This window comes from Lentzea sp. CC55, assembly GCF_021056325.1.
Classification (GTDB): domain Bacteria; phylum Actinomycetota; class Actinomycetes; order Mycobacteriales; family Pseudonocardiaceae; genus Lentzea; species Lentzea jiangxiensis.
Map to the genome: position 1 here is coordinate 631,449 of NZ_JAJCXE010000056.1, position 23,245 is coordinate 654,693.

The following is a 23,245-nucleotide window of genomic DNA, read 5'->3' on the forward strand; positions in this document are numbered from 1 at the left end:
GGCGGCCAGGGCACCGACGGCACCGGCCGCGATCCCCATGCCGGCCAGGAACTTCCGGCGCTCGACCGACGACGGCCGGTCGTCCTCGGGATCGAGCCAGCTGCCCTCGACCGGCTCGGCCTCGTGGTGGTGGTGCGTGTGATCACCGTGCGGATGACCGTGTGAGTGGGACATGCGCCGATCTCAGCCGGTCGAGCTGTCCAGGCAAACGAACGGCGGATGAACCCTTGGACCGGGACATTCGTTCACACCCGGCCGTCACACCGCCTGGACGGCCAGCAGCGCCAGGTCGTCGTGGTCGTCGCGGTCGAGCCACTTCAGCACGGCCTTCTCGCAGTGCCGCGCGATCTCCTCCGCCGGCAGCCCCTGGCACTCCTGCAGCACGGCCCGCAGCCGCTTCTCGCCGAACAGCTCGGTGCGGTCGGTGTGCGCGCGGGCCTCGGTGAAGCCGTCCGAGTACAGCACCAGCGTGTCGCCCGGTGCGAGCGTGACCTGTTCGCCGGAGAACCGGACGTCGGCCAGGATGCCGACGATCGCCCCGGTCGCGCTCACGTCGTGCACGCTGCCGTCCGCCCGCAGCACCAGCGGCGCCGGGTGACCGCCGGACGCGAGCGACAGCCTCACTCCCCCGGTGGTCAACGGCACGAGCTCGCCGACCACGAGCGTGGTGAAGAGCTTCGACCCGGTCGCGCGCAACGACGTGTTCAGCAGGTGCAGCAACCGCACCGGGTTCGTCTCGACCAGCGACAGCGCCTGCAGCGACTGCCGGACGCGTCCACTGTGGACCGCGGCCTCCAGGCCGTGGCCGCAGACGTCGCCGAGCACGAGCGTCGCCGAGCCGTCCGTGCGCGGGTGCACGTCGTAGAAGTCGCCACCGACCAGCGCCCTCTGGTGGGCCGGGATGAACACCGACGCGAGCGAGACGCCCCGCACCTCGGGCAGCGGCGACGGCAGCAGCGCCGACCGCAGGATCTCGATCGTCCGCTGCTGCTCGGTCAGCTTCGACGACGACTCCAGCGCCACGGCGGCGTGCTTGCCGAACAGCTTGATGCGTTCGACGTCGTTCGGCGCGAAGTCGCCCTTCCGCACGACGACCAGCGCACCGCCGACCCCGAGCGGCACGGCCAGCGCGCAGCCGTAGTCCTCCGGCACGCCCCAGCTACCTTCACCCAAAGAGGTGATCCTCGTCAGGGTCGACGTGCCGGTCAGCACTTCGGAGATCTGCGACGCCCGGCGCGGCGTGCGCGTGACCGTCGGTTCGCCGCCGTCGCAACGCCACCACTCCAGGCGATCACGTGTGGCGGGAACCACGGCGACGCAGTGCTCGCCCAGCAGCTCCGCGGCGAGCTGCACGATCGTCTTGAGCGTGGCTTCCCGCGACGTGCCGCCGGCGAGCCGGAGGTGGGCGTGGTCCAGTGTGGAGTCGGAGAAGTACCAGGCGCTCCAGCCGTCGCCGAGGTCGTGCTGACGGCCTGTGACGTGCACGTCGAAGTGGCCGCCGAGCCCCAGTCGGGGGAACCGGTCGGCCGCCGCGGCGTTGCGCACGCGCACCACGCCGGCCGGGTCCACGACGAGGACGGCTTCGCGCAGCCCGTCCACCAGGCGTTGCCAGCCGTCCAGGTCGATGCCCACGGCGCTGCTCATCCGCTGTTGTCCAGCGCAGCCGGCCGAATCATCACGGCCTCCTGCCGGTTGTTGGCGTGCATCGCGGCATCAAGTTACCTCGCTCCCAACCTAACGTGGCAGGCTTGTCCGTGACCACCGAGGCACGGAGGCTTGGAGTGACCACGGCCAACGAAGAGACGGACGCGACCCTCGAACGGGTTCTCTCCGCCATGAGAGACCTGCGTGACGGCAATTTCCGCCGCAGGCTCGTGGTGCCGGGGAACGGGCCCGTCTCCGCGCTCGCCGACGTGTTCAACGAGATCGCCGAGCGCAACCAGTGGCTCGCGGGCGAGCTCGGCCGCGTCCGGCAGGCGGTCGGCCAGGAGGGCAGGCTGACCGAACGGGTGGCGCCCGTGGGCACCGCCGGTGGCTGGTCGCTCATGGCCGACTCGGTGAACGGCCTGGTCGAGGACCTGGTGCGGCCGACGAGCGAGCTGAGCCGCGTGCTCGCCGCCGTCGCCGAGGGCGACCTGACCAAGCGCATGTCGGACCAGACGCTGCGCGGTGAGTTCGCGACGCTCGGCTCGACGGTGAACGGCCTGGTCGACCAGCTGTCGTCGTTCGCGGACGAGGTCACCCGCGTCGCCCGCGAGGTCGGCACCGAGGGCCGCCTGGGCGGTCAGGCGAAGGTCCCCGGCGTCGCCGGCACCTGGCGCGACCTCACCGACAACGTCAACTCGATGGCGAACAACCTGACCAACCAGGTCCGCAACATCGCCTCGGTCGCCACGGCCGTCGCGAACGGCGACCTGACGCAGAAGATCACCGTCGACGTCTCCGGCGAGATGCTGGAGCTGAAGAACACGCTGAACACGATGGTCGACCAGCTGTCGTCGTTCGCGGACGAGGTCACCCGCGTCGCCCGCGAGGTCGGCACGGACGGCAAGCTCGGCGGTCAGGCGAAGGTCCCCGGCGTCGCCGGCACCTGGCGCGACCTCACCGACAACGTGAACTTCATGGCGGAGAACCTGACGACCCAGGTCCGCAACATCGCCCAGGTCACCACCGCCGTCGCGCAGGGCGACCTGACCCAGAAGATCACCGTCGACGCCCGCGGCGAGATCCTCGAGCTCAAGTCGACGATCAACACGATGGTCGACCAGCTGTCGAGCTTCGCCGACGAGGTCACCCGCGTCGCCCGCGAGGTCGGCTCGGACGGCCGCCTCGGCGGTCAGGCGCAGGTGCCCGGCGTGGCGGGCACGTGGCGCGACCTCACCGAGTCGGTGAACGTCATGGCGAACAACCTGACGACCCAGGTCCGCAACATCGCCTCGGTCACCACCGCCATCGCGCGCGGCGACCTGACCCAGAAGATCACGGCCGACGCCCGCGGCGAGATCCTCGAGCTCAAGACCACGATCAACACGATGGTCGACCAGCTCTCCTCGTTCGCCGACGAGGCCACCCGCGTCGCCCGCGAGGTCGGCACCGAGGGCCGTCTCGGCGGTCAGGCCCAGGTCCCCGGTGTCGCCGGCACCTGGCGCGACCTGACCGACAACGTCAACTTCATGGCGAACAACCTGACCAACCAGGTCCGCAACATCGCCCACGTCGCCACCGCGGTGGCGAACGGCGACCTGTCGCAGAAGATCACCGTCGACGCCCGCGGCGAGATCCTCGAGCTGAAGTCGACCCTGAACACGATGGTCGACCAGCTCTCGTCGTTCGCCGAGGAGGTCACCCGCGTCGCCCGCGAGGTCGGCACCGACGGACGCCTGGGCGGTCAGGCCCGCGTGCAGGGCGTCGCCGGCACGTGGAAGGACCTGACCGACAACGTCAACCTGATGGCGGACAACCTGACCAACCAGGTCCGCAACATCGCCGCCGTCGCCACCGCCGTCGCGAACGGCGACCTCTCGAAGAAGATCACCGTCGAGGCGAAGGGCGAGGTCGCGGCGCTGGCCGAGACCCTGAACGGCATGGTCGACACGCTGCGCGCGTTCGGCGACGAGGTCACGCGCGTCGCCCGCGAGGTCGGCACCGAGGGCATCCTGGGCGGCCAGGCGCGCGTGTCCGGCGTGGCGGGCACGTGGAAGGACCTCACCGACTCGGTGAACTTCATGGCGGACAACCTGACCAACCAGGTCCGCAACATCGCCCAGGTCACGACGGCCGTGGCCCAGGGCGACCTGACGAAGAAGATCGACGTCTCGGCCCGCGGCGAGATCCTGGAGCTCAAGACCACGATCAACACGATGGTCGACCAGCTCTCGTCGTTCGCCGACGAGGTCACCCGCGTCGCCCGCGAGGTCGGCACCGAGGGCAAGCTGGGCGGCCAGGCCGAGGTCGACGGCGTCGCCGGCACGTGGTCGAAGCTGACCGACAACGTGAACCAGCTCGCCTCGAACCTCACGACCCAGGTCCGCGCGATCGCCGCCGTCGCCACCGCCGTGACCGCGGGCGACCTGACCAGGCAGATCACCGTCGACGCGTCCGGCGAGCTCGCGGAGCTCAAGGACAACGTCAACCAAATGATCGCGAACCTCAAGGAGACGACGAGGGCCAACCGCGAGCAGTACTGGCTCAAGACGAACCTGGCCCGCCTCTCCGGTCTCATGCAGGGCCACCGCGACCTCAGGGCACTGGCGTCGCTGATCATGAGCGAGCTGACGCCGCTGGTCAGCGCCCACCACGGCGCGTTCTTCCAGATCGAGGAGGACGACTCCAAGCACACCCTCGAACTGACCGCGACCTACGGCTTCCGCCTGGACTCCGCCCGTGCCACCCGCGTCGCCATGGGCGAGACCCTCGTCGGCCAGGCGGCGCTGGAGAAGAAGACGATCCTGGTCACCCAGGTCCCCGGCGGCTACCTGACGGTCTCCTCGGCCCTGGGTTCCGCGGCCCCGGTCAACCTGGTGATCCTGCCGATCCTGTTCCAGGGCGAGACCCTGGGCGTGATCGAGCTGGCCTCGCTCAACGAGTTCTCCGACGTCCACCTCGACCTCCTGGACCAGTTGAAGGAGGCCATCGGCGTCAACGTGAACACGCTGCTGGCCAACTCCCGCACCGACGCCCTCCTGGTGGAGTCCCAGCGCCTGACCACCGAGCTCAGGGCAGGTTCCGAGGAGCTGGAGGACCGCGCACGCCAGCTCCAGACGGCGTCGAAGTACAAGTCCGAGTTCATGGCCAACATGTCCCACGAGCTCCGCACGCCGCTGAACTCGCTGCTCATCCTGGCCAAGCTGCTCGCGGACAACCTCGACGGCAACCTCAACGCCAAGCAGGTCGAGTTCGCCCGCACGATCCACTCCTCGGGCTCCGACCTCCTGCAGCTCATCAACGACATCCTCGACCTCACCAAGGTCGAGGCGGGCCACATGACCCTGCACGAGGACCCGGTCCGCCTGGACGAGCTGGTCCGCTACGTCGAGACGCTCTGCCTGCCCCTCACCGCGGAGAAGAACCTCGAGTTCTCCGTCCGGGTCGACCCGGACGTCCCGGAGACCCTCCGCACCGACGAGCACCGCCTCCAGCAGATCCTGCGCAACCTGCTCTCGAACGCCGTGAAGTTCACCCACGACGGTGGCATCCGCCTGCACGTGCGCATGGACGACCCGTCCACCGTCGCGTTCGACGTGCACGACACGGGCATCGGCATCCCCGCCGACAAGCTGGCCGTGATCTTCGAGGCCTTCCAGCAGGCCGACGGCACCACGTCCCGCAAGTACGGCGGCACGGGCCTCGGCCTGTCCATCAGCCGCGAGCTGGCCCAGCTCCTGAACGGCGCGCTGCGGGTCCGCTCCGAACCGGGCATCGGCTCGACCTTCACCCTCTGCCTCCCGCTGGGCAAGGTCGTCTCGGAGGCCGTCGTCCTCCCGGAACCCACCCCGATCGTCACCCCCGCCCCGCCCATGGCCACTTCGACCTCGATGCGCTTCCACGGCGAAAAGGTCCTGGTCGTCGACGACGACCTGCGCAACGTCTTCGCCCTGACGAGCGTCCTCGAGCTGCACGGCCTGGAAGCGATCTACGCCGACAACGGCATCACAGGGGTCCGCGCACTCGAACAGTACGACGACGTGGCCATTGTCCTGATGGACATCATGATGCCGGAATTGGACGGAAACGCGACCATTTCCGCGATCCGCGCAATGGAACGCTATGCCGATCTTCCGGTGATCGCGGTGACCGCCAAAGCGATGAAGGGCGACCGCGAGAAGTCACTGGCTTCGGGTGCCACCGACTACGTCACCAAACCGGTGGACACGGAACACCTCATTCGCCTGATCGCCTATTACCTGGGCGTGTCGGGAGAGGCCTGACCAGGGCAATTGGGGCCGCCAAGCCGAAGGCGAGCCCCAGGCCGACGCGCAAGGCAAAGCCGCGATCGCTGTTGTCGCGAAACGGCGATCAAACGCGCATGCGCACCACAGGACTCAAGGCGACCAGAGTCCGGAAATGATTTCATCCCGGAGGTGACCACCCGCCGGAACAGGAACCGGTCGAACGCGAGCCGTCCCGCGCAAACCGGACCACGGCCGATTCAGCGAGCCGAGTCCACAGCCTCCTGCACGGCCTCGTCCACCGAAGCGTGCAGGCTCAGCACCTGAGCGACATCGGCCAGCTCGAACAACCGCCGAACCGGCCCCTGGGCGGCGGCGATCCGCAACTGCCCGCCCCGCTCGGCCAACCGCCGGTGCCAGTCCAGCACGAGCGCCAGCCCGGTCGAGTCCATGAACGCGAGACCGGCCAGGTCGAGCACGGCGTGGGACCCGGTCACATCCGCATCCAGCCGCGCCGACAACACGGGCACGGTGTCGATGTCCAGCTCACCGGCGACGGCGAGCACACGCCACCCCCGCTGGACCTCGCTGCCGACGTTGAGCTCCATCGTCGCCGTTCCTTCCCGCCACGCCCGACTCGTGCGACCCAAATCGTGCAGTACGACGTCCGAGCACGCGACCACCGGGGGGCTGAAAGATCCGGACGAGCCGCCGGATGTGCGACGATGCGCCCTGTGCTGAACGACCCACTGGCCGAGGTGCGGGCGACCCTGACCGCCGAGGGAGGGTCGTGCGCCCGTGCACGCCGGCTGGTGCGCGAGGTCGCGGCCTCGTGGGGGCTGCCCGACGACCTCGCGGACGACGCGCAGCTCGTCGTCACGGAGCTCGTGTCGAACGGCATCGACCACGGTGAGGCGCCGATCACACTCACGGTCTGCAAGCGGGCCGCCGGGATGCTGATCGAGGTGCACGACCGGTCGCCGAAGCTGCCGCAACTCAGACCCGTGGACCCGAACAGCGCGCGCGGGCGCGGCATGCAGCTCGTGCAGGCCCTGAGCGTTCGCTGGGGCACGACACCCAGCGGCACGGGAAAAGTCGTCTGGTCGCAGCTGGAAGGCTGAAGAACGGGCACCTGAGCCCGCCTGACCGCCCTGCCGCCCGATCCCGGCCCGCACAGCCACCCCGGTCCCGAGCCGGGTGGCGGTGTGCAACCGGGTGACACGCCGCCGGACTCCGGGCAGACGACGTCCGCGACTGTCCCATCGGGAGGGAGCGCCGCCCGGGAGGAGCACCGCCGGCCATCGTGATCGGTCTCATCCCGCTGCCGGCCGTGCTCCTGGCGGCGATGCCGCTCATGAAGGCCCTTCCTGCTGGTCCAGGCCGCGTCCGTTCGCGCGGGGCCCGGCCTCGCCGCGAAATGGCGTGTCCGTCCCGCGCCTTCACCTCCCGCTCCGAGAAAGCACGGAGGCGCGCCAAGATTTTCCGGTCTGCCACGGGATTTCCCGTTCGAGCGACTCGTACCTGGCGAAACCGCCTCAGGTTGTGATCGCCGCGCGAAGGCGCGTACGGTCGGTCCGGACGGGAGTCTTCTCATGAACCAACTTCGGCACAGAACCACCTATGTCCAGTCCATCCCGGTCATCGCCTTGACGGGCGAGATCGACATGATGTCCTCGGCACCGGTGACCAGCAGGCTCACCGCGTTGCTCGACCGCAAACCGCCCGCGCTGGTCGTCGACCTCAGGGAAGTCCGCTTCTTCGGCTCCGAGGGAATCCGCGCGCTGGTCGAGGCACAGGCCCAGGCCGACGAGCTCGGCATCAAGTTCGGCGTCGTCAGCGACAGCAAGGTCGTGTTGCGGCCGCTGCAGATGACGGCCGTGGACAAGATCCTGCTCCTCTTCGCCGACGTCGACGACGCCGTGACGGCGTTGAGCGTGGCCTGAGCCGCTTTCAGGCGGCGGACGAACGCCCGCCGCGCGCCCGCTCCACCAGGTCCAGGAGCAGACCTTCCTTGGTGGACCAGGGCGAGATGTCCACGACGTCGTGACCCGACACCTTCATCAACGCCTCCGCGACCACCGCGCCCGCCAGCGACTGCCGGGCCCGGTGACGGGAGATCCCCGGCAGCGCCGCACGTTCGCGCACCGACAGCTTCGCGAGACGCGGAATCCACTTCTCCAGGTCCTTGAGCCGCAGCTGACGCGGTGCGTAGACGTCGCTCCGCGCTCCGGCGAGCCGCGCCAACTGCTCGAACACCTTCGAGCACCCGACCGCGCGAGCGCTCTCGTCCCACGGGAACGCGGTCGAGAGGCGGTCCCGCACGTCGGACCTCATCTCCTCCACGGTCAGGCCGGTGCGCGTCAAAGTCCTTGCTCCCAAAGGCAAGGAGACCGCGCGCTCCGGCTCGGCCCCGGACCCGGTGGCGAGCTCCACGGTGCCGCCGCCGACGTCCAGCACGATCATCGGGCCCGCGCTCCAGCCGAACCAGTGACGGGCGGCGGTGTAGGACAGGCGGGCTTCTTCCTTGCCGGACAACACCTTCAGCTCGACACCGGTGCGGCGTGCGACCTTGCGCATCACCTCGTCGGCGTTCGAGCTGTCCCGCACCGACGACGTGGCGAACGGCAGGAAGCGGACCTCACCCGCCTTCTTGCGGGCCGCGAGCACCGCGGCGCACAGCGAGTCGACGCCGGCCCTGGTGATGGCACCGCTCTCATCGAGTTCCCGATCGAGCCGCAGCCGCACCTTGTGGGACACCAGCGGACGCATCAGGTCTCGTTCCACGACGACCAGGTGTGCGCTGAAGCACCCGACGTCCAGGACTCCGACCGGCATCCGCCACCTCCCCTTCACCAAGACTTCTTTACCCCATCGGCGGCCATTCTCCGGAACTTCGCCCCCGAACAGCGAATGTTGACCCGATGAGATGCGTTACAGTCACCCGATGTCACTGGCGGAGGTACCTTCCCGGCTCGAACGCGCCCTCGGCGAGGCGGATCGAGGGCTGATCGTCGTAGCGGTGGACGGCCTCTCCTCCGACGTGGCCAAGCAGTCGTGGTTGTCCGCCTCCGTCTCCACGCTCTCCTCCACCGTGCCCTCCACGTCCGCGACGGCCCTGCTGACCGCTCTCACCGGCGTTCCCGCCGACGTCCACCGGGTGCCGGGAACGGTGTACCGCAACGGATCCGGGCTCGTGCACGCGATCAACGGCACACCCGCGGTCCCGCACCTGCCGACCGTGCTCGAGCGGCACGGCGCGACCGTTCTGGCCCGCGAGCTCGACCTGCTGGAAGGGACGTGGGCACAGGCCCTCCTCCGAGGGTGCACACGGGTACCCGCGCCCCCTCGGCACAAACTCACCGCGCAGGCCGAGGACCCGCCCCTGCTCGTCGCGAACGTCGTGGCGGACCTCGACAAGGCGCTGCCGGACGCCAGGTTCCTCTGGACGTACGTCAACATCGACGACCACGTGCACCGCAACGGTTACGACGAATCGGTGCACGAGGCGATGCTGCGCCTGGACGCGCACGCTTCCCGTTGGGCGGCACAGGGTTGGACCGTCGTGGCGCACTCCGACCACGGCATGGTCGCCGTCGACCCCGACCCGGAACTGGTCGAGGCCTGGGACGCGATCGTGCGCGAGGAGTGCGTGATCCCCTCCGGAGGCGCGGGCCGCCTGCGGTGGCTCTACCCGAGGCAGGACCGGCTGGAGACCGTTTTCGACCGCGTGGCAACGACTCTGGGTGACACGGCGACGGTGCACCACGCCACGGACCTCGGTCTGCCGCAGCCGGAGGCGGGCCCGGTCGTCGCGGTGGCGGCGTCCCCGCGGTTCCCCGTGGCGGACCCCTCGGCGAAGTACGCGCACGGTGGTCTGAGCCGTGACGAGATCGATGTGCCGTTCGCCGTCTGGAACGCCGGGCAGTAAGCGCGTGCGGACCGAGAATCCGCACTCCGCAGGGACAGCCGATTCCGCCGACCGGGACCACGGCTCGACGACGCACGCTCTCGACGCCGTCCCGGTCCGCGCATTTGTTCACCACCGTGAACAATGACTTCCACAACGTCGGAATCGTGCGATTTCACGTACGAGAACTGGCTTTACGCTGTTCAGCGGCCTGAGGACAGCCCTTTGACCCAATTGTCGACGCACCTTTACAGACCTCGATCCCCTCTGGCAGGGTGTCGCCGGGCGCAAGACGAAGAAAGGGACTGGACGGTCTCGTGAATCTGTCTCGACGCACCCTTCTGACATCCGCGGCGGCCACTCCCCTGCTCACCGGAGCGGGAGTCGCCCTCGGCGCGGGGGAAGCCGCCGCCGCACCCGCCCGGCTCCGCGGAGCCCTCGACCACGGCCTGGCCAGGCTGAGGACCGTGGCGCCGGGCATCACGTCGTTCCCGGAGATCACCCGGTTCGAGAAGTGGACCTACGTCGCCGACGGCGGCTGGGTCGGCGGCTTCTGGCCGGGCACCCTGTGGCTCGCGCACCTCTACAGCGGCGACGCGCGGTTCCGGGCGCTGGCCGAGGCCGCGAACGACCGGCTGGCACCGCGCCGGCTCGACCCCCGCGACCACGACCTCGGCTTCCTCTTCTACCCGTCGTGGGTCACCGCCTACCGCCTCACCGGCGACACGAAGTGGCGTGACGGCGCGGTCGACGCCGCCGCCACGCTGATCCAGCGCTGGAACGCCACCGGGAAGTTCATCCGCGCCTGGGGCCGCCTCGGCACGCCGGGCAACGCGGGCCGCGTCATCGTCGACACGATGATGAACCTGGACCTGCTCGCGTTCGCGACCGAGCAGACCGGCGACCGCGGGTTCCTCGACATCGCGATCGCCCACGCCAGGACCACCCGGACCCACTTCCTGCGCGCTGACGGCTCGACCCCGCACGTGTTCGACTTCGACCCGGACACCGGCACACCGATCGGCCCGGGCACCGTCCAGGGCTACAGCCCGGCCTCCTGCTGGTCACGCGGCCAGGCGTGGGGCATCTACGGCTTCACGACGATGTACCGCCGCACGGGCCTGCACGAGTTCCGCGACACCGCCCGCAGGATGGCCGACTACGCCCTGTCCGTCCTCACCCCGGACCACGTGCCGGTGTGGGACTACCGCTCCCCGTTGGGCGCCAACGACGTCAAGGACTCCTCGGCGGGCGCGATCATGGCGTGCGGCCTGCTCGACCTCGCCAGGGCCACCGGCACCGACCGCTACCGCGACCGGGCGCTGAAGATCCTCAACGGCCTGGTGACGACCTGCCTCACCACCCGGTCGGCGCGCGCGGAGGCGGTCATGGCGCGCGGCACCCGCAACCGGCCGGCCGAGGACGGCGTGGAGGTCTCGCTGCCGTACGGCGACTACTACCTGTTCGAGGCGATCCTGCGGGTGCTCGAGCCCGCGCGGATCTCGAAGGCCATCGGCCTGTAGGCCGTGTCCGGCCGGGCGGCTGCGCGGGCCCCGGGTCCGAGCAGCCGCCCGGTCGCGGAGCGGGTCCACGACGCACCGCCGGACGCCCTGCCCCTACTGCTCCACCACCTTCGCCGTGGGCCCGTCGTTCCACGTAGCCTCCAACCGCGACAACCTCCCCGAAGCAGTCCGGAAGTTCACCACCAGAGGTCCTCCGGGCTGCTCGACCGCCACCGACCACCCGTCCGCGGGCGTGGCGGACAGCGCCTCCACCCCGGACGGCCGGTACCGCACCACGACGTCCCCGCCCCGCAGGTGGAACGCGTGCACGTAGGAGCCGTCCGCCTGCCACTCCCCCTCGGGGAGTTGAGCCGGGGCGGGGCGCGCATCCGTAGTACGGGGAGGAGCCGGAACGGACGAGCTGACTGCAGGAGGCCTGGTGGACGTGGGCGTGACAGGCGGTACACCGGCGGAGGGGCCCTGTTCGGGCACCGGGACCGCCAGCGAGGTGATGGTCGGCATCGGGAGCACCGCCGAGCCCGGCGTGGGGTCGACGACGGCGACCGGCGCGGGTTCCATCACCGATCGGATGCCCAACCAGGACAGCCCGACGGCGACCGCGGTCACCACTGCCCAGGCGACCAGGTATCCGACGGACCGTCTCACTGCGGCAATCCTCCTGTAGCGGCTCATGGCATCAGTACTGCTGGTCGAAGACGACCCGGTGGTGCGGGCGGCGGTCGTGCGCGCTCTCACCGGCCAGGGGCACATCGTGCACGGTGTGGCGCTCGCGATCGAGGCCTTGCGCGAAGTCACCGCCCACGACTACGACGTCGTGGTGCTCGACCTGGGGCTCCCCGACCTCGACGGCGGGGACGCGCTGCGGATGATCCGGGGCGTCACGAACACCCCGGTGGTCATCGCGACCGCGCGCGACGACGAGGGCGAGATCGTCCGGCTGCTCAACGCCGGCGCGGACGACTACCTCGTCAAACCGTTCTCCAGCGAGCACCTGGGGGCACGGGTGCAGGCCGTGCTGCGCCGGGCCCGCGACAGCAAGCAGCTCGTGATCGGCGGGCTCGAGATCGACGTCGCCCTGCGCAGGGCCGTCGTGGACGGCACCGAACTCTCCCTGACGCACAAGGAGTTCGAGCTGCTGTCGTTCCTCGCGGCACGGCAGGGCGAGGTGGTGCCGCGCGCCGAGATCCTCGCGAGCCTGTGGCCGTCCCACCGCGACGACCAGACGCTCGACGTGCACCTGTCGTGGTTGCGGCGCAAGCTCGGTGAACGGGCCGCGCAGCCGCGCTACCTGCACACGGTGCGCGGGGTCGGCGTGCGCCTGGTCGCGCCGCGGTGAGGCGGTCACTCGTGCTGGTCGCTCTCGCGGCGACCAGCATGGTGGCGCTGGCCTTCCTGATCCCGCTCGCGATCGTGGTCAAGAGCTCCGCGTACAACCGCGCGCTCAACGAGGCCGAGAAGCAGGCGAACGCGCTGACGCCCGCGCTGCTGATCACCCGCAAGCCGCAGGAGATCCGCCAGGCGATCAGGAGCACCCGCTACGGCGGGCAGCAACGGCTCGCCGTGCACCTCAGCGCTCCCGCGGGCACCTACGGCACCTCCCACATCACGGCGGACGACCTGGAGGAGGCGCAGAAGCTCGCGACGGCGTCGACGGTCGAACGCCCCGACGGCGTCGCCTACCTGCAACCGCTGGCGACCAGCTCGAACGGCCTCGCGATCGTCGAGGCGTTCGTGCCGCACGAACAGCTCACCCGCGGCGTCGTCGGGACGTGGTGGGTGCTGGCGGGCGTCGCCGCCGGGCTGGTCGCCGGGTCGGTGCTGGTCGCCGACCGGCTGGGGGCCCGCGCCGTGAAGGCGACGCGGGCACTGGCGGAAGGCGCGCGGAGAATGGGACAGGGGGACCTCTCCGCGCGCGTTCCGGTCAAGGGGCCGCCCGAGGTCGCCGAGGCCGGGAAGGCCTTCAACGCCATGGCGGAACGCGTCCGGCTGCTGCTCGCCGCCGAACGCGAGGTGGTCGCCGATCTCTCGCACCGGCTCCGAACGCCTCTCACGGCCCTTCTCCTGGACGCGGACACCCTCGGGCGGGGTCCGGGGGCGGACCGCGTCCGGGAGGCCGTCCAGGGCCTCGAGAGGGAGGTCGACGAGATCATCAGGGCCGCCCGCTCCGGCCTGCGGGCCGACGACGGCGGCACGGACGCGTCGGCCGTCGTCCGCGAGCGGCTGGTGTTCTGGTCCGCGCTCGCCGACGACCAGGAACGGCCGTGGACCGTGCGCGGTACCGACCGGCCCGCTCCCGTGCCGCTGGGCCGCAACGACCTCGCGGCCGCGCTGGACGCGTTGCTGGGCAACGTCTTCCGCTACACGCCGGAGGGCACGCGGTTCGCCGTGGCGCTGGTGCACCAGGCCGACCTGGTGGCGCTGGTGGTCGAGGACGCCGGGCCGGGCATCGCGGACACCGAACGGGCGGTGCGCCGCGGCGCCAGCGGTGGCGGTTCCACCGGTCTGGGGCTCGACATCGCCCGCCGGGCCGCGGAACGCACGGGAGGGTCTCTCCACGTCGACCGCGGTCCGCTGGGCGGTGCACGCGTGCAATTGAGGCTCCGGAGGATGTAGGCCCCGAGGTGGGGGCGGGAAGAACACCGCCGGCGGCGTCCGGACCGTGGGACTGGTCCGGAGCCGCCGGCGGGCACCGGCCGGCCGCGCGGCACCGCTGCCGCACCACCGGGCTCCGAGCAGGAGGGAGGAACCCGATGAGCGGTGCGCGCTTGCCTTTCCCACACCGGTGGAACGAGGTGGATCAGCCGGGGCTCTCGGCGCCCGGCGCGGGACCGGCGTATTCGAGGGGTTTGTGCGATCTGACATGAAGTTAGCCGACCGCGGATCGCCGCCAATCCACCGTTCAGACGATTAATCCGCCTTAAATATATTTAAGTCGTGAGCCCCCTGCCCTGGTTGAGGAAATTCGAGAAAGTCCGCCGCACGCTGCTGTCGCCTCTCTTTGCGACGCCCGGGATGACGTCGACGACAGACACGAGCACGCACGACGGAGCGACACCCACGAGCGACCGCCACCGCCCCCGCGGACGACGGCGTGGACACCCCGCCACCGGTTCACCCGCGCGTGAAGCCGACCCGAAACGATCACGGCATGCGCCCGGCGCTATACTCACAGTTAGCGTCGGGGCCTCCCGGCGTGACCCGGACGTGACTTTTGACGGGTGAGTCAACCGGGCCATTGCTTCCCGCGTATACCCATGTAGATTCCCGCTCACCGCGACGGCCATTCGGGTGACTGGTCGCGGCTCGCGCGCCGCACGCGAAACGGAGGCAGGATGCAGGCGAACGCCCAGACCGCCCAGGTCGACGACCTGACACTCATCGCGCTGCCCACCGCGGTGAACTGCGCGGATCTGTTCGTGCGCTTCACACTCGGTGAGTGGCGGCTCAGGAACATGACCGCGGAGTGCTCGGCCGTCGCCTGCGCGCTGGTCGAAGCCGCTGTCGAGTCAGCAGACCCCCAGACGTCGCGGCTGATCACGCTGCGCCTCAGGCTGACCGGCGAGTACCTCGTCGTCGAGCTCGAGGCGGCGCGGTTCACCATGCCGCCGACCGCGCCCGACCTGCGCACCGGCGAACTGCAGCTCGCCGGCGGCGTCAAGCTGATCTGGTGCGAGCTCCCGCTGCCGACGGGCGTGAACGCCACCGCGGTGCCGCTTCCCCGGCGCGAGAAGCGCCGTTCCCCCGCCGCCGAGGCGCTGGGCGACGAGCCGGACGTCGATCCCGAGCTCATCCAGCGCATCCTGTTCGGCCTCGGCGGCTCGATGGGCGGCGGAGGCCCCCGCTGACCCCTCCGGGTTCCACGAAGGCGCATCCACCGAGTGGGTGCGCCTTTGTCGTGTGCGCGCTCTCACGGATGCATGCTTGACCTGTTTGTTCCGGAGCCTTGAACAACTGGTTCACGGCCGACCGATTCGGCCGTTCCCAGACCGATTTCCCTCGCCCGAACAAATGTCGCTCTGGTCGGCCGACGGTTCGCCGCCGGCCTTTCCGAGGCGGTCCGGTGCCACGCAACCCGAACTGTTGCCGCGCATTCGGAGAGGTGTGTGTCCCGCGATGACCAGCACGCCGGCCGAGGCCGGACCAGCCCGGTCCACCACGGGTCCGGGTGCCGCCCTCGCACGGCGAGGCCGGAGCCCAGGAGGCATGGGCTCCGGCCTCGCCGCTTCCCGGCGAACTCAGATGTTCTGGTTCGCGAAGCCCTTCGTCGCGATCTTCGACAGCATCCCCTGCCACACCGACGAGCTGGTGTGCGGGTCGCCGGTCACACCCAGCGCCGACTTGAGGCCGTTGAACGCGCTCGTCGTCGCGGGACCCCAGATGCCGTCGATCGCGAGGCCGGACGCGCGGAAGTTGTTGCAGACGGCCTGCACGAACTTGGTGTCGGACTCGGAGTCCTTGACCGCGCGGACCGGCATGCCGCCGAAGTCGGCGTGGATGTGGTCGGCGTGGTCGGCGTTGTACCAGCCGTCGAGCACGTAGCGGAACCGGCGGCGGCACACGGCTTCCGTCGCGAGGTAGCGCTTGCGGACCGAGGCGGTGCCGGACGCGTGGGCCTTGTCGAGCGGCGAGATGGTGTTGCCGCCGGACCAGCGCACGTGGTCGAGGTCCATCGCGGTGCCGGCGCCGTGCTGGCCCGCCTTGTTGACGTAGAAGCCCGCGGAGACGATGTAGCTGATCGAGCCGTAGCTCGACGAGAGCGAGCGCAGGTCGCGGATCCAGGCGACCAGCGCGTTGTAGAACGCGTCGGTGGCCTGCCAGTTGCGCGCGGTCGTGTTGCCCCGGTCGGAACGCCAGTAGTAGACGGGCGTGCCGTCGATCTTCTGGAACGTCATCATCGCGAGCGCGCCGACCTCGGGCGTGAACTCGGACTCGCGGTGCTGGTCGTTGGTCTCGGGGGCGGCGCTCGCCAGGCCCGGAGCGATGGTGGACAGGCCGGCGAGACCGGCGACCGCCGCCGCGCCCGTGACGAAGCCTCGCCTGGTGACGTTGTTCTCGAACACCCCAGTACTCCCTCTGCGTCCAAGCCGGCGGGGGCAGGGGGAAGGGCCTGTCTCACCAACCGGCCCGAGGGAGTCTAGGGATCGCCTCCACGCCGCGGAATCGCGTCTGACCTGCGGTTTTCCTCAGCCTTTACCGCACGTCGCCGAGCACGCGGATCAAGCTCTTCTCGGTCTCGCCGCCCAGTTTCTCGAGCGTGATCTTCGCGACCGGGGCGCCGATCTTCGCCACTCCGGTGAACTCCAGGTGCGCGTGGTAGGCGATCCTGGTGGTGCCGGGGGTGGCGCCGGCCGTGATCGTGATGTCGTCGGTGGCGGTGGCCGTGTCGTTGCGCCCGACGAACTGCAGGCCGTTCGGTTCGTCGCGGGTCAGCTCGTAGACCAGCTCGGTCTTGCGGCCGAGGAACGTCGAGACGTTGCGCCAGCGCGCGCCGACCTCGACCGGGCCGTCGTCGAGGCGCGTGCACGACACGGTGCCCGGATCCCACTGCTCGGCGCGGGCGAAGTCGCGCAGGTACTCGACCACTCCCTCGGGCGAGGACGCGACCGTGAACGTGCGCTCGACGTCCACACCGGACGTCGAGGGCGCGTTGAACGCCTGCGGCGCGTGGCGCAGCCGGTACTGGTCGACGAGCTCCGCCTGGCTCGCGGCCCGCGCCGACAGCCGCTCCAGGCGGTCGTCGTCGAAGCTCTTCAGCTTGCGCAGCGTCCGCCACAGAGCGGTCTTGCCCTCGATGCCGATCCGCAGGCCCTCCAGCTCGAGGACGTCGCTGAGCGGTGAGCGGCCGAGCACCTTGCCGTTGAGCTTGAGCCTGCCGGCCTTCTCGCTCAGCCAGCCGATCGCCGCCTTGTGCGGGCGCGACTCGACGCCGACCTCGCGCATGAAGTCGAGCAGCTCCTTGCGGTCGGCGTCGATGTCGTCGGCGAGCACGCGCAGCTCGGGGTGGGTGCGGCTGACGCGGCGGCCGAGCTCGGTGCCCGCCGTCATCGCGGCCAGGTGGTCGTTGAGGTAGATGCCCAGCAGCTGCGTGTTCACGCCGGTCGGTTACCCCTGGCCAAACCTGCCTCAGGTGCGTTCCACGGCCTTCATCGGCTCGAGGATGATCGGCTGCGCGCGGCGGCCGGTGAGCAGGTTCCAGCCCCACTGCGCGAGCACCGCGGCCCGGTTGCGCCACCCGACGAGGAACGCGAGGTGCACGCCCGCCCACGCCGCCTTGCCGATCAGGCCCTTGAGCCGCACCTTCTTGATGTCCGCGACGGCGTCACCGGGCGAGATCGTGGCCATCGTGCCGAGGTCGAGGTAGTGGAACGGCTTGTGCCGGCGTCCCTGCAGCCGCGCCTTGATCACGCGGGCGACGTGGTGACCCTCCTGCAGCGCGGGCTCGGCGATGCCGGGCAGGTCGTTCAGGTTGACCATGTCGCCGATCGCGAAGATCTCGTCCGTGACGGAGCAGTCGACGGGGTTGACCTTGATACGGCCCCGGCGGTCGACCTCGGCCCCGGTCGCCTCGGCGAGCTTGCGCGCGAGCGGCGAGGCCTGCACCCCGGCCGCCCAGATGATCGTTCGCGCCTCCACCCGGTCGCCGTCCTTGGTCGTGAGGCCCCGGTCGTCGATGGACGCGACCATGGCGCCGGTCATGACCGTCACGCCCATGCGCTCCAGCTTCAGCCGGGCGTGGTCGCGCAGCGGCGGGGAGAACGGCGGCAGCACGTGCGGCACGGCGTCCATCAGCGTGATCCGGACGTCGCGCGGGTCGATTCCGCGGAACTGGCCCTTCAGCGCCCTGCGCGCGAGGTCCGCGAGCTGGCCCGCCAGCTCGACGCCGGTCGGTCCGGCACCGACGACGGCGAACGACAGCCACTGCTTCGGGTCGTCCGCCGACACCGCCGTCTCGAACGCGCGGAGCAGTTTCGAGCGCAGGTCGACGGCCTGTTCGAGGGTCTTCATGGGCGGCGCGGACTCGGCCCACTCGTCGTGGCCGAAGTAGCTGTCCTGCGAGCCCGCGGCCACGACGAGCGTGTCGTACTCGATGGTGCTCGACCGCCCGTCGGGCAGGTCGACGTGGACGCGCCGCGCGGCGGTGTCGAAGCCGGTCACCTCGCCCAGCAGGACGTGGGCGTTGCGCTGCTTGCGCAGGATCGCGCGGAAGGCCGGGGCGATGTCGCCCGCGGGCAGCAGGGCGGTCGCCACCTGGTAGAGCAGCGGCTGGAACAGGTGGTGGTTCGTGCGGTCGATCAGCGTGACCTCGGCGTCCGCGCGCTTCAGCCCGCGCACGACGCCCAGCCCGCCGAACCCGCCTCCGACAACGACTACGCGGTGCTTGCTCATGGGGGTCGCATACCCGCTTCCGGGGCGAGGTATCCGGACGACGTCGCATAGGGCTCCTCCATCCGGGTACCACCTGCTCATGACCACCACCGCTGACCAGTCGCTCTGGCTCGCCGCGCTCTCGCCGAAGACCCGTCCGCCGCTGACCGGCGAGCACGCCTTCGACGTCGCCGTGGTCGGTGGCGGCATCACCGGCATCACCACCGCACTGCTGCTCAAGCGGCGCGGCCTGAGCGTCGCCGTGCTGGAAGCGGGCCGGGTGGCGTCGGGGGTGTCCGGCAACAACACCGCCAAGGTGACCGCCCTGCAGTCCACCGTGTACTCGCAGATCCGCTCCAAGCACGGCCTCGCCGCCGCGACCGACTACGCCACCGCCTCGCTCGCCGCCGTCGCCCAGGTCGCGGAGCTGGCCAGGGACATCGACTGCGACCTGCGCCGCTCACCCGCCGTGACCTACGCCTACACCGAGTCCGAGATGCGCGACGTCGACCACGAGCTGATCGCCGCGCGCCAGGTGGGCCTGCCGGTGCGCGCCACCACGGACGTCGACCTGCCGTTCGAGGTGCACGCGGCGGTGCGGCTGGACGACCAGCTCAAGCTGCACCCGGTCAAGTACCTGCAGGGCCTCGCCGAGGAGGTCGACGGCGACGGGGGCCGGATCTTCGAACACAGCCGCGTGCTCGACGTCAGCGGCAACCGCGTCCGCACGGCGGACGGCGCCGTCACCGCGGACAAGATCGTGATCGCGACGCACTACCCGACGCTCGACCGCGGCCTCTACTTCGCCCGCATGGAGCTCACCCGTGCCTACTGCATCGCGGCCCGCGTCAGCAACCCCCCGGAGGCGCTCGCGATCAGCACGGGCAGCCCGTCCTGGTCGATCTCGGCGCACGAGGACAAGGTGATCATCGCGGGCCAGAGCCACTCGACCGGCAAGCCCGTGGTGGAGCCGTTCCGGCGGCTGGAGGACTTCGCCCGCGAGCACTGGCAGGTGCAGGAGATCACGCACCGCTGGTCGGCGCAGGACCCGACGGCCTACGACCACCTGCCGATGATCGGCGGCTACACGCCCGGCAACACCGCGTTGTTCACCGCCACCGGTTACATGAAGTGGGGCCTGACCAGCGGCACGTTCGCGGCGTCCCTGCTGGCGGACCTCGTGACGGACAAGCCGAACGAGCTGGCCGAGCGCTTCAGCCCGCACCGGCTGTCGCTCAAGTCGCTGCCGACCCTGGTGAAGAAGAACGCCGAGGTCGCGGCGGAGATGATCGGCGACAGGGTCACCCCCGCCGACGCCACCTCGAGCGAGGACCTGCCGCCCGGCCACGCCCACGTGGTCCGCGACGGCCTGGGCAAGATGGGCGTCTACCGCGACGACGACGGCAAGCTGCACGGCGTGTCGATGCGCTGCACCCACCTCGGCTGCCTGGTGCGGTTCAACGCCGCCGAACGCAGCTGGGACTGCCCGTGCCACGGCTCGCGGTTCGACGTCGACGGTTCCGTGCTGGAGGGACCGGCGACCCGGCCCCTCCCGAAGCGCGACCCGAGGTAGGCGGGCTCTTCGGCGCGGCGTCGGCACGTCGTGAACGGCGGGCGGCTGACGACGTTGTCAGCCGCCCCGGAGGCTCAGCGGGTGCCGAAGTCCTGCGTCCAGTAGTGCCCGTAGGTGGTGCCCTGCCGGTACCTGTACCCGACGCCGATGTCCTTCAAGGCGCAGTTGAGGATGTTGGCGCGGTGCCCGGCGCTGTTCATCCACGACCGCACCACGTCGGCCGCGGTCCGCTGGCCCGCCGCGACGTTCTCGGCTGCCCTGGTCCAGCGGGTGTAGCCGGCCCGTTCGATCCTGACGACGACCGTGCTGCCGTCGGAACCGGTGTGGCCCATGAAGTTGCGGGCCGCCATGTCGTCGGAGTGGCGTTGTGCCGCGGTGCCGAGCGCCGCGTTCTGGCGCAGGGCCGGGCAGCCTGCCTTGGCCCGTTCGGCGTTCGTGCGGGCGATGACGTCCTCCTGCACGGTGGCCGCTGTGGCAGGGGGTGTCAGGACTGCGGCCGCGATCACGGCGACCGTCAGGGAGGTGCGAAACATCGTTGTTCCTTTGACCGGCAGGGAAAGGGCGGGAAGCTCAGACGATCTCCCAGGTCACGGAGATGATGCCGAGCGAGGTGTCGGCCAGCGAGGCGAACGCGGGCTGGCTGAGGTCGATCTTGTTGCTGGGGCAGCTGGGGCACTTGTCCTTGATGGGCACGGTGATCGTGCGGCCGTTGTGCGTCACGCGGATGGACTTGCGGCACAGCGGGTCGTTGTTCGGGTTGGGGCTCGTCCACAGCGCGGCGGGGGCGGCGACCAGCATCTCGGTGGCCGCGTTGATCTGCGTGCCGCAGGCGCCGTAGCCGGCGTCGTTGTAGTAGCTGGCGGTGCCGCTGACGGCGGAGGCGGTGCCGGTGAAGACGAACGACAGGACCGCGGCCGACGCGAGGGCGCCGAACACCTTGGACCTCATGGCTCTCCTTTCGGGTGCCTTCAGGCGACGGAGTGGAACGTGACGGTGAAACCGGTGCAGTCGCCGCACTGGAACACGGTCTGGTTGCCCGGCTCGGTGTCCTGTTTGGACCAGGCGTAGGCCTTGGGGCAACGGGACTTGATGGTGGTGCTGTAGTCGGTCGGCGCGTCGCGGTTCGGGTTGACGCAGTTGACGCGCTGCCCGTTGGCGCCGTACTTGACGTACGCGGGGTTGCACAGCGGCAACAGGTTCTCGGTGCACCCGGCGGTGCCGCACGACGTGGAACCCGGTGGTACGACCGCGTTGACCGGGGTGATCGTGACCGGTGCGGAGAACGCGTTGACGTAGCTGACGTTGTACCAGGGGGCCAGGCGGTCGCGGGAGTCGAAGTTGAACTCCGCGAGACTGGCCGGCTGGTCGCCGAGGACGCAGCGGTCGGCGTGGACGCCGCAGTCGCCCACGGCGCACCGGAAGTCCACGCCGGAGGTGCCGGTGCAGCCCTGCCGGGCGAAGAACTTGCCCCGCCAGTGACCGGGCGAGGCCGTCTCCGGGATCGTGATGGTCGCGGACTGGCCGTGAGCCAGCGTGGGCAGTCCGGTCAGGTCGCGCGAGCCGTCCGCGTTGACGGTGGCGCCGATCCAGATCGTCTGGCCGGTCCTGTTGACGAAGGTGACCGTGTGGTCGATCGCCGCGTTCGCCACCGGTGCGCCGACGCCGGCGAGCGCGAAGGTGAGGGCGAACAGCGCCGTGGCCCGGCGGCCGAGCAATCGCGTGAGCATCCGGGAGCTCCCTCCTGCGAGACCGGCGCGGGTGCGCCGGGTGTCGTCAGGGGTCCACGATCACCCGGCGCGGCCGTCCGGCGCTTCACGGTGGGTCCGCAAGGTTTCCGGGAGAAGCCGGGCACCACCTGATGACCTGCAGCTCCCGGCGCCCCGAAAGCCCGAGCTTGCGGTACACCCTGGTCAGGTGGAGCTCGACGGTCCGCGTCGACAACGCGAGCTCCGACGCGATCCCCTTGGTGCTCAGGCCCGTGCGCGCGAGCCGGGCGACCTCGGCCTCGACGGGGGTCAGCACCTGTTCGGCGCCGAGCGACGCGGCCACGGCGTCCAAGGCCTCCTCAGCACGCCGCACGAGAACGGCGTCGGGCGCCGCGGCACGGGCCTGTGCGTAGACCTCGCGTGCCGCCACCTGCTTGCCGTGCGCGACAAGGCGGTCCCCGTACTCGCACAGCACCTCCGCGAGCTCGGTCCTGGCGTGTGCCATCTCCAGCAGGCGTACGGACCGCTCCCAGGTCATCAGGTCTTCGCCGCGGGGTGGGCTCGCCGCCGCGACCGCCGCGAGGCTCAGGCCGAGCGTCCTGGGCTCGCCCCACCGCGCCGCGGCCGTGTGCTCCTCCACCGCGAGGCGCAGGGCGTTCTCGGTGTCACCGCACGCCAGAGCGGCGCGTGAGGCCCGGTACCGCCACGGCACCACGGCCGGGTTGACCACCCCGGCCTCGGCCAGCGTCCGGCCGCACGCGAGAAAGCCCTCCAGGGCGTCGCGAGGGCGTCCCGAAGCCAGTGCCACCACCGCCTCGGCCTCGGCCAGCAGCGGATGGCCGGCCTCGCGGCCCCGCAGCACGGCTCGGGCGCCACCGGGATCGCCGCGGACGACCAGCAGCTCCGCCGTCCACGCCAGCGCGACGGGACGGATCTCCTCGCCGCCGCGCCGCAACGAATCCAGCAGGGAGGAGCACCCCGCGAGGTCACCGGTGCGGCGGGCGACGCAGGCCCGCGCGAGCAACGCCTGCTCCGCCACCGGACCGGTGGGACCCGCCTCGACCAGGGCGAGGCTGTGCGCGTCGGCGGCGACCAGCTCACCGGCGCAGACCAGCGTCGCCAACGCCCGTGAGACGCACAACGCCGTCTCACGGCAGACAGCACGAGCCAGCGCCCGTTCGGCCGCCTCGACCGCGTCCGCCCAGTGCTCCCCCGCCGCGAGCAGCCCGGCGGCGACGGCCGCGGAGCACTCGTGGCCCGGACCAGCCGACCGGTCCACGACG

The 23,245-nt window shown here is 70.6% G+C and carries 20 protein-coding genes and 1 pseudogene; 10 read left to right on the forward strand and 11 right to left on the reverse strand.

The features are described 5' to 3' along the window. Window positions 1-258: 258 nt before the first annotated feature. Window positions 259-1,644, reverse strand: a complete 1,386-nt coding sequence (locus L6E10_RS37720; RefSeq protein WP_236224947.1) for a PP2C family protein-serine/threonine phosphatase — start codon at window positions 1,642-1,644, stop codon at window positions 259-261. Window positions 1,645-1,781: 137 nt separating this feature from the next. On the opposite strand from L6E10_RS37720, the gene L6E10_RS37725 reads away from it, so the two are divergent. Continuing rightward, window positions 1,782-5,927 (forward strand): HAMP domain-containing protein, encoded by a 4,146-nt coding sequence (locus L6E10_RS37725; protein ID WP_236224948.1) that lies wholly within the window; start codon window positions 1,782-1,784, stop codon window positions 5,925-5,927. Window positions 5,928-6,148: 221 nt separating this feature from the next. On the opposite strand, the gene L6E10_RS37730 is transcribed toward L6E10_RS37725, so the two are convergent. After that, window positions 6,149-6,496, reverse strand: a complete 348-nt coding sequence (locus L6E10_RS37730; protein WP_236224949.1) for an STAS domain-containing protein — start codon at window positions 6,494-6,496, stop codon at window positions 6,149-6,151. 126 nt (window positions 6,497-6,622) lie between these two features. On the opposite strand from L6E10_RS37730, the gene L6E10_RS37735 reads away from it, so the two are divergent. From L6E10_RS37735 to L6E10_RS37745, 3 genes and pseudogenes are all read left to right on the forward strand, one after another. Next, entirely contained in the window at window positions 6,623-7,009 is a 387-nt protein-coding gene (locus tag L6E10_RS37735) for an ATP-binding protein (protein ID WP_236224950.1), read from the forward strand. Between the two features lie 21 nt (window positions 7,010-7,030). Further along, window positions 7,031-7,136, forward strand: a pseudogene (locus L6E10_RS37740) (DUF6480 family protein); the annotation flags it as partial. Between the two features lie 344 nt (window positions 7,137-7,480). Continuing rightward, on the forward strand, window positions 7,481-7,831 hold the full coding sequence (locus L6E10_RS37745) for an STAS domain-containing protein (protein ID WP_236224951.1): 351 nt from the start codon (window positions 7,481-7,483) through the stop codon (window positions 7,829-7,831). A gap of 7 nt (window positions 7,832-7,838) precedes the next feature. Here L6E10_RS37745 and L6E10_RS37750 read toward each other — a convergent pair whose 3' ends face one another. Next, the gene (locus tag L6E10_RS37750; protein ID WP_236224952.1) at window positions 7,839-8,723 is read right to left on the reverse strand and encodes a Ppx/GppA phosphatase family protein; all 885 of its coding nucleotides are present in this window, start codon (window positions 8,721-8,723) and stop codon (window positions 7,839-7,841) included. Between the two features lie 109 nt (window positions 8,724-8,832). Here L6E10_RS37750 and L6E10_RS37755 point away from each other — a divergent pair, with 109 nt between their 5' ends. Both L6E10_RS37755 and L6E10_RS37760 read left to right on the forward strand, forming a co-directional pair. Beyond that, window positions 8,833-9,816, forward strand: coding sequence for an alkaline phosphatase family protein (locus L6E10_RS37755; protein WP_236224953.1), 984 nt, complete (start codon window positions 8,833-8,835; stop codon window positions 9,814-9,816). A gap of 296 nt (window positions 9,817-10,112) precedes the next feature. After that, window positions 10,113-11,318 (forward strand): glycoside hydrolase family 88 protein, encoded by a 1,206-nt coding sequence (locus L6E10_RS37760; RefSeq protein WP_236224954.1) that lies wholly within the window; start codon window positions 10,113-10,115, stop codon window positions 11,316-11,318. Window positions 11,319-11,411: 93 nt separating this feature from the next. Here the strand turns inward: L6E10_RS37760 and L6E10_RS37765 are convergent, their stop codons facing one another. Beyond that, on the reverse strand, window positions 11,412-11,963 hold the full coding sequence (locus L6E10_RS37765) for a hypothetical protein (RefSeq protein WP_236224955.1): 552 nt from the start codon (window positions 11,961-11,963) through the stop codon (window positions 11,412-11,414). A gap of 25 nt (window positions 11,964-11,988) precedes the next feature. Between L6E10_RS37765 and L6E10_RS37770 the strand changes: the two genes are divergently transcribed. From L6E10_RS37770 to L6E10_RS37780, 3 genes are all read left to right on the forward strand, one after another. Next, the gene (locus L6E10_RS37770; protein WP_236224956.1) at window positions 11,989-12,654 is read left to right on the forward strand and encodes a response regulator transcription factor; all 666 of its coding nucleotides are present in this window, start codon (window positions 11,989-11,991) and stop codon (window positions 12,652-12,654) included. After that, the gene (locus L6E10_RS37775) at window positions 12,651-13,931 is read left to right on the forward strand and encodes a HAMP domain-containing sensor histidine kinase (protein ID WP_236224957.1); all 1,281 of its coding nucleotides are present in this window, start codon (window positions 12,651-12,653) and stop codon (window positions 13,929-13,931) included. The genes L6E10_RS37770 and L6E10_RS37775 overlap by 4 nt, the downstream gene beginning before the upstream one ends. 719 nt (window positions 13,932-14,650) lie before the next feature. Beyond that, on the forward strand, window positions 14,651-15,163 hold the full coding sequence (locus tag L6E10_RS37780; RefSeq protein ID WP_236224958.1) for an ATP-binding protein: 513 nt from the start codon (window positions 14,651-14,653) through the stop codon (window positions 15,161-15,163). A 390-nt stretch (window positions 15,164-15,553) separates the two neighbouring features. Here L6E10_RS37780 and L6E10_RS40075 read toward each other — a convergent pair whose 3' ends face one another. The 3 genes from L6E10_RS40075 to L6E10_RS37795 all read right to left on the reverse strand — a co-directional run bounded on the left by L6E10_RS40075 (window position 15,554) and on the right by L6E10_RS37795 (window position 18,704). Next, complete coding sequence (locus tag L6E10_RS40075; protein ID WP_236224959.1) at window positions 15,554-16,378, reverse strand: extensin family protein; 825 nt, start codon at window positions 16,376-16,378, stop codon at window positions 15,554-15,556. A gap of 130 nt (window positions 16,379-16,508) precedes the next feature. Further along, window positions 16,509-17,411, reverse strand: a complete 903-nt coding sequence (locus L6E10_RS37790; RefSeq protein WP_236224960.1) for an SRPBCC family protein — start codon at window positions 17,409-17,411, stop codon at window positions 16,509-16,511. Window positions 17,412-17,441: 30 nt separating this feature from the next. Then, a complete protein-coding gene (locus L6E10_RS37795; protein ID WP_236224961.1) occupies window positions 17,442-18,704 on the reverse strand; it encodes an NAD(P)/FAD-dependent oxidoreductase in 1,263 nt (420 codons plus the stop codon). A 79-nt stretch (window positions 18,705-18,783) separates the two neighbouring features. Here L6E10_RS37795 and L6E10_RS37800 point away from each other — a divergent pair, with 79 nt between their 5' ends. Beyond that, the gene (locus tag L6E10_RS37800) at window positions 18,784-20,256 is read left to right on the forward strand and encodes an FAD-dependent oxidoreductase (RefSeq protein WP_236224962.1); all 1,473 of its coding nucleotides are present in this window, start codon (window positions 18,784-18,786) and stop codon (window positions 20,254-20,256) included. Between the two features lie 74 nt (window positions 20,257-20,330). On the opposite strand, the gene L6E10_RS37805 is transcribed toward L6E10_RS37800, so the two are convergent. The 4 genes from L6E10_RS37805 to L6E10_RS41085 all read right to left on the reverse strand — a co-directional run bounded on the left by L6E10_RS37805 (window position 20,331) and on the right by L6E10_RS41085 (window position 23,241). Then, window positions 20,331-20,789 (reverse strand): CAP domain-containing protein, encoded by a 459-nt coding sequence (locus L6E10_RS37805; protein WP_236224963.1) that lies wholly within the window; start codon window positions 20,787-20,789, stop codon window positions 20,331-20,333. A 37-nt stretch (window positions 20,790-20,826) separates the two neighbouring features. Beyond that, window positions 20,827-21,204, reverse strand: coding sequence for a cysteine/serine endopeptidase inhibitor (locus L6E10_RS37810; RefSeq protein ID WP_236224964.1), 378 nt, complete (start codon window positions 21,202-21,204; stop codon window positions 20,827-20,829). A gap of 20 nt (window positions 21,205-21,224) precedes the next feature. Beyond that, window positions 21,225-21,983 (reverse strand): thaumatin family protein, encoded by a 759-nt coding sequence (locus tag L6E10_RS37815; RefSeq protein ID WP_236224965.1) that lies wholly within the window; start codon window positions 21,981-21,983, stop codon window positions 21,225-21,227. A gap of 85 nt (window positions 21,984-22,068) precedes the next feature. After that, complete coding sequence (locus L6E10_RS41085; RefSeq protein WP_236224966.1) at window positions 22,069-23,241, reverse strand: helix-turn-helix transcriptional regulator; 1,173 nt, start codon at window positions 23,239-23,241, stop codon at window positions 22,069-22,071. Between the last annotated feature and the right edge of the window lie 4 nt (window positions 23,242-23,245).